The sequence below is a fragment of the Micromonospora sp. NPDC023633 genome, from assembly GCF_040640035.1.
GTDB lineage: Bacteria > Actinomycetota > Actinomycetes > Mycobacteriales > Micromonosporaceae > Micromonospora.
In genome coordinates, this window is record NZ_JBFABB010000074.1 from 29,866 (window position 1) to 36,095 (window position 6,230).

Here is a 6,230-nt window from a genome sequence, read left to right on the forward strand (position 1 = left end):
CTGGTCCAGCGATATCGACGGCGTCAGGCCGTGGCATTGACGAAGGACTCGATCAGATCGAGGTTCGCGGGCTGGAGGCCCTGCCGGAAGTGCGGCGCGATCAGCAGCGCGCGGCCACCCTGGGTCAGCCCGTCGCGTGCCGCCCCGGGTCCCGGGATCGCCTCGTCATCGGTCCAGACCAGGCGCCGCCCTTCGGCGAGCACCCGGGCAGCGGCGGCGCGCTTCAGCGGCCAGCAGTCCGCGCCGCGCGGCATCGGGTCGGCGTCGAGCGCGGGCACCAGCGGCGGCAGCCGCCACAGCCGTTCCAGCCGGTGCGCGTCCGGGCACCAGGTGCTGCACCAGCGCACCTCGACCGCGCCGCCGAGGTGCAGGCCCCGGATCCGGTCGAGCAGAGCGGGCGCCCACCTGATCCGGTACGACACCCGGTCGGTGTCCGACCACACCATGGTGCGGCGCGGCGGTCCACCCCAGCCGGGCCGGTCGGCATTGACGACGCCGTCGACGTCCAGCAGCCACACGGGCCGGTGCACGTCGGGCGGGGGGTGACCGGGCATGCGCCGTACCGTAGGGCCGCCCCGAGGCCTCCGGCGAGCCCTTTACCCGGTGGGGTCGTGTGTCCCCGCCGTCCGGGACGTGGTGGCCTCCCTGGTGCGGAGGCCACCACGTTCCGGCGGTGGCGGCGCGGCTCACCCCGGCCGGGCGCCGCGCTCAGGAGAGCGTGCAGGCCGCGCCGTTGACGGTGATCAGACCGGGCGCCGGGTTGGCGCCGCCGCCGGTCACCGCGTTGAAGCCGAAGGTGACCGTGCCGCCCGGGGCGATCCGGGCGTTGTACGACTCGTTCTTCGCGGTGACCGTGGCCCCGGCCTGCGTCGCCCTCGCCAGCCACGCCTCGCGTACCGTCTGGTCGCCGGTGAAGGCGAAGCGGGCCGTCCAACCGTCGATGGCGCTGGTGCCGGTGTTGCGGATGGTCACCTGGGCGGTGAACCCCGTGCCACCGTGCCAGGCGCCGTGGTTGGTGTACGTGGCCGCGCAGGTGGGCGCCGGCACCGCCGCCGAGTCACCCTGGTCGGCCAGGAACGAGGCGATCCAGGCGAGCGCCGAGTTCCAGTTGATGGCCACCTCGTTGGTCGCGTACGAGTTGATGTCGTCGACGTAGCAGAACATTGGCTTGCAGCCGGCGAGCAGCTTGGCGGCGAACGGGTCCTGGAGGGCGGCGTTCGGGCCGCCGGCCAGTGAGCCGGCGGGCGGCTTCGGCAGGTCCGGGTCGAGCTGGTGGCCGAAGATCCGGCTGTGCTGGTTCTCGGCCGCGTGCTCGCCCCAGCCGGTCACGTACGAGATGTTCAGCGCGTTGCGGCCGAGTACGTAGTCCATCGCCTGCACCGCGCCGTCCCGGTACTTCGCGTCCTGGGTCAGGTCGAAGGCGGTGGCCAGCACGATCGCGTTGTTGATGACGTTGCTGTTGCCGCCCCAGAAGTAGCTGCCCGCATCGCCGGGCATCGGCAGCCCGTACGCCTGCCGGCCCAGCTCGGCGAGGTGTGCGTCGGCGGCGGCGGTGACCGAGGCGCGGACGCGGGCCAGGTCGGCGGCCGGCAGCCCGTTCGGCACGGTGGCCAGGTCGAGCCGGCCCAGCGCGGCGACGCCCTGCCAGCCGAAGCCGCGCGGGTCGAACACGTCCCCGGTGTGGTGCGGCGACGCGGTCAGGTCCGCCAGGTACGGCTGTTCCCCGGTGGTCAGGTAGAGCTCGACGGCGGCCCAGTAGAACTCGTCGGTGACGTTCGTGTCGTCGTACGCGCCGCCGCCGGTGCTGTCGGTCGGGCTGGCGTACCGCGTCGGGTTGGCCTTGGCGGCGGCGTAGGCCGTCTTCGCCGCCGTGCCGCAGCGCTTCGCGAAGGCCGCGTCGTAGGGGGCGAACAGCCGCGCGCACTGGGCGGCGACGGCGGCCAGGTTGAGGGTGGCGGCGGTGGACGGCGGGTGCAGTTCGCGCTGCTCGGGGTCCTCGTGCGGGGCGAGCGGCAGCCCGGTCCAGTTCCGGTCGTGGATCTTGTGGTGCGCCATCCCGGCGAGCGGCTCGCCGGCCGGCACCTGCATGCGCAGCAGGAACTCCAGCTCCCAGCGGGCCTCGTCGAGTACGTCCGGCACGCCGTTGCCGCGCTCGGGCACCCGCAGCGTGTTGTCGCCGAGGGCCGCGCCGTGGCCGGCGGTGGCGGCAGTCCTGGTCCGCTCGAAGGTGTTCAGCAACTGGTAGGTGGCGATGCCGCCGTTGACCACGTACTTGCCGTGGTCGCCGGCGTCGTACCAGCCGCCGCGCACGTCGAGGGAGTAGTCGCAGACGCCCGGCTGGCAGGGCACGGAGGTGTCGCCCTTGTTGGGCGCGACGTCGAGGTGCCCGGCCGGCCGGGCGTACTCGGCGCCGATCAGGTCGCCGTCGATGGCGATGCCGCTGCGCTGGGCGTAGAAGAACTGGAGGGAGTCGGCGCGCAGCCGGTCGTAGAGGGTGCCCGAGATGTCGAAGAGGTGGCTGGTCTCGCCGTCGACGACCAGCGTCAGGCCCGCCCCCGGGGTCCGGTACGACGAGAAGTCGAGCGTCTGCACGTTCTGCCCGGAGGCGGCGTCGACGCCGCGCGGTGTGGTGGTGCCGCTGGCCAGGACCGCGCCGGCGGCGGAGCGGAGCTGCCAGGGCAGGGCGTCGGTCGCCGAGGTCACCACGGTGGCGTTCTTCGGCCCGCCGGGCAGGTAGCCGACCTGGTTGACCCGCACCCGTGGCCCCGTGTCGGGCACGTACGGCTCGGGCGGGTCGCCGCCGCGCAGCGAGACGTCGTCCAGGCAGACGGTCTGTTCGGCCGCGCTGCCGCCGACCTGGAAGATCAGTTGGGCGGCCGGGTTGCCCTCGGCGACGGTGAACGTCTTCTCGACCCGCTGGGCGGTGCCGCCGGCGGTGGCGTCGACGCTGGCGTACGTGGTGTAGGGGGCGCTGCCCAGTTGCAGGACGGCCTTGACGGCGGTGCCGGGGGTGGCGGAGACGTCGAAGCCGAGGGTGTACTCGGCCCCGGCGACCAGCGGCACGCCGTCCTGGCCGATGCCGGCGTCCCAGGGGTTGGCCAGGCCGCCGGGCACCGTGGTGCAGAGCCGGCCGTCGGTGACCACGAGCGCGCCGGTGCCGTAGGAGAACCAGGGGGACACGCCGGCGCTGAAGTCGCCGTTGTCGATCTGTTCGGGGGCGTCGGGGGGCGGTTCGGCGTGGGCCGTGCCGGCGGTGGTTCCGGTCAGGGCGAGGGTGGTCGCGGCCGCGAGCAGCGCGAGGCGGCGTCGGGATGGCGTCACGGGTGTTCCTTCCGGACGACTGCGGGGACGGGGACGGGTGGCGACAGGCTGGGAGCGCTCCCAGCCTGTGTCGATGGTTCCAGTGTCTCCGGCACCCTGTCAATCGATCCGACTGGATGGAGCTGAACCGGCCCGGAGGGCCCCGGGACAGTGAGATTCGCCGCGCGACGCGCCGAGGTCTCGATCTCCTAGAGACAACTGAGCCCTTCGCCTGGCAGGCTGCCACCCATGACCCTGAAGCTGCGTTCCGTGGGAACGAGCGACCGTGGGCTGATCCGCAGTGGGAACCAGGACGCCCTGCACGCCGGCACCTGGCTCGTCGCCGTCGCCGACGGCATGGGCGGGATGGCGGCCGGCGACCTGGCCAGCGCGATCGCCATCGAGGCGGTCGCTCCGCTCGACGTGGAGACCCCGGAGCACGCGCTGGTGGCCGCACTGCAGAGCGGCATCGAGCTGGCCACCGCGCGGATCCACCAGGCGGTCGCAGAGGATCCGGAGCGGCAGGGCATGGGCACCACCCTGACCGCCCTGCTCTTCGCCCGGACGGGCAGCTGCCTGGCCCTCGCCCACGTCGGCGACTCCCGCGCCTACCTGTTCCGCGAAGGTGTGCTCAAGCAGATCACCCGGGACGACACGTTCGTGCAGATGCTCGTCGACCAGGGGGTGATCACCGCCGACCAGGCCAGCAGCCACCCCCGCCGGGCCGTGGTCACCCAGGCGTTGCAGGGCGAGGAGGTCTCCCCGGCGTACGCGACGATGGTGCCGTGGCCCGGGGACCGCTGGCTGCTGTGCAGCGACGGGCTGTCCAACGTCGTCCGCCCGGACACCATCGCCGAGGTGCTCGCCGCGCACCCGGACCGCACGGACTGCGCCCGCCGGCTGATCGACCTGGCGCTGCGCGCCGGCGGGCCGGACAACGTCACGGTGGTCGTCGCCGACGTCGTGGAGGAGTGAGCGAGCGAACCGGGCAGGTCGGCGCCGCGAGCCGCACGGTGTCGCCGACCGCACGGGCGTGACGACCTGAGCCCGCTCAGCGCCGGCGCGGGGCGGCGTGCCGGGTGGGCGAGGCCGTGGTCGGGTCCTCCGGCCACGGGTGGCGCGGGTAGCGCCCGCGCAGCTCCCCCCGCACCTGCGGGTAGCCGGTGCGCCAGAAGGAGGCCAGGTCGGCGGTGACCGCCACCGGTCGCCCGGCCGGCGAGAGCAGGTGCAGCAGCACCGGCACCCGGCCGTCGCCGACCCGCGGCGCGTCCCGCCAGCCGAAGGTCTCCTGGAGCTTCACCGCGAGCACCGGCGCCGCCGGGTCGGCGTAGTCGAGCCGGATCCGCGACCCGCTCGGCACGGTGATCCGCTCCGGCGCGACCTCGTCCAGCCGGGCCGCCAGCGCCCAGGGCAGCAGGCGGCGCAGCGCCCCGGCCACGTCGACCCGGGCCAGGTCGGCGCGGCGGCGGGCGCGGGCCAGCTCCGGGCCCAGCCAGGCGGGCGCGTCGGCCAGCAGCGCCTCGTCGCCCACGTCGGGCCAGTCGCCGCCGAGCGCGTGCCGGCAGAACGCCAGCCGCTCGCGCAGTGCCCGCGCCGCCGGGGTCCAGGTCAGCAACCCGAGGCCGGTACGACGCAGGCCGGTCAGCAGGGCCTGCGCCACCTCCGCCGGGTCGGGCCGGGTGATCGGCCGCTCGACCAGCTCGATCGCGCCCAGCCGCACCACCTCCCGGGCCACCACGTCCTCGCCGGCCCAGCCGACCTCCCGCTCGGTGCGCAGCAGCGGCCCGCCCGCCTCCCGGGCGGTCGCCTCGTCGAGCGGGGTGGCCAGCCGCACCCGGGCGGTCGGGGCGCCGGGGGAGCGGTCCGCCACCGCGACGGCCAGCCAGTCGGCGCCCACCAGCCCCGACCCGGGCGCCAGCTCCGCCGCGGTCCCGCCGCTCATCAGGTACGCCGAGCCGCCCGGCCGACGCACCCGGGCGAGCCGTTCCGGGTGGGCGAGCCCGACCAGCAGCCCGGCGGCCAGGTCGTCGGTCAGTCGGCCCCGGCCCGCGTCCCCGGCCGAGCCTAGGTCGCCGCTCGGCCGCGTCCGGGCGGCGCCGCCCGTCGTCGCCGCGCCGGGGCCGTGGGCCGGGCCTGCCCGGCCGGGCCGCCCCGTCGACGCGGCGGGGGCGTCGGGCAGGGCGGCGCGCAGCCGGCGTACCTCCGCGCGCCAGCGGGCGGTGGCACCCGGGTCCGCGCCCGCGCGGAGCCGGCGCCAGGCGGCGGTCAGGTCGTCGCCCGGCCCGGCGGCGGTGTCCTCGGCGAGCACCGCCACGACCTCCGCCGCCCGGTCCACCCCCACCCGGCCGGCCCCGTCGAGCAGCGCCCGGGCCAGCCGGGGATGCGCCCCGACGGCGGCGATCGCCCGGCCCCGGTCGGTGATCCGGCCGTCCGCGTCGAGCGCGCCGAGGGTGGTGAGGGTGTCGCGGGCCACCGTCATCGACGCCGCCGGGGGCGGATCGGGCAGGGCCAGCCCGGTGCCGTCGGGCGACCCCCAGGCGGCCAGCTCCAGGGCGAAGCCGGTCAGGTCGGCGGTGGCGATCTCCGGCTCCGGTTGCGCCGCCAGCCGTTCGTGGGTGGCCGCCGACCAGCAGCGGTAGACGTGCCCCGGGGCCTCCCGGCCCGCGCGGCCGGCCCGCTGGGTGGCCGCCGCCCGGGAGACCGGGACGGTGACCAGCGCGCCCAGCCCGCGGGCCAGGTCCATCCGGGCGACCCGGGACAGCCCGGCGTCCACCACCACCCGAACGCCCGGCACGGTCAGGCTGCTCTCCGCCACCGCCGTCGCCAGCACCACCCGCCGCCGGTCGGCCGGGCGCAGCGCCGCGTCCTGGTCGGCGCCGCGCTGCCGGCCGTGCAGCGGCAGGACGGCGACCGCGTCGCGCAGGTCGGCC

General features: G+C 76.1%; 4 protein-coding genes. 1 reads left to right on the plus strand and 3 read right to left on the minus strand.

The features are described 5' to 3' along the window. Positions 1 to 23 precede the first annotated feature (23 nt). Both AB0G13_RS22095 and AB0G13_RS22100 read right to left on the minus strand, forming a co-directional pair. A complete protein-coding gene (locus AB0G13_RS22095; RefSeq protein ID WP_357877094.1) occupies positions 24 to 554 on the minus strand; it encodes a hypothetical protein in 531 nt (176 codons plus the stop codon). A 154-nt stretch (positions 555 to 708) separates the two neighbouring features. Beyond that, entirely contained in the window at positions 709 to 3,321 is a 2,613-nt protein-coding gene (locus AB0G13_RS22100) for a glycoside hydrolase family 9 protein (protein ID WP_357877097.1), read from the minus strand. Positions 3,322 to 3,549: 228 nt separating this feature from the next. Between AB0G13_RS22100 and AB0G13_RS22105 the strand changes: the two genes are divergently transcribed. Then, positions 3,550 to 4,275: a protein phosphatase 2C domain-containing protein gene (locus AB0G13_RS22105; RefSeq protein ID WP_357877100.1), complete on the plus strand. Its 726-nt coding sequence runs from the start codon at positions 3,550 to 3,552 to the stop codon at positions 4,273 to 4,275. A 76-nt stretch (positions 4,276 to 4,351) separates the two neighbouring features. Here the strand turns inward: AB0G13_RS22105 and AB0G13_RS22110 are convergent. Then, positions 4,352 to 6,230, minus strand: a 1,879-nt coding sequence (locus AB0G13_RS22110; protein WP_357877103.1) for an ATP-dependent helicase C-terminal domain-containing protein, incomplete at its 5' end; no start/stop codon positions are given.

Bases quoted from the DNA above. Each gene is read 5' to 3' on its own strand.
- AB0G13_RS22095 (WP_357877094.1), bottom strand. From the start codon at position 554: ATGCCCGGTCACCCCCCGCCCGACGTGCACCGGCCCGTGTGGCTGCTG.
- AB0G13_RS22105 (WP_357877100.1), top strand. From the start codon at position 3,550: ATGACCCTGAAGCTGCGTTCCGTGGGAACGAGCGACCGTGGGCTGATC.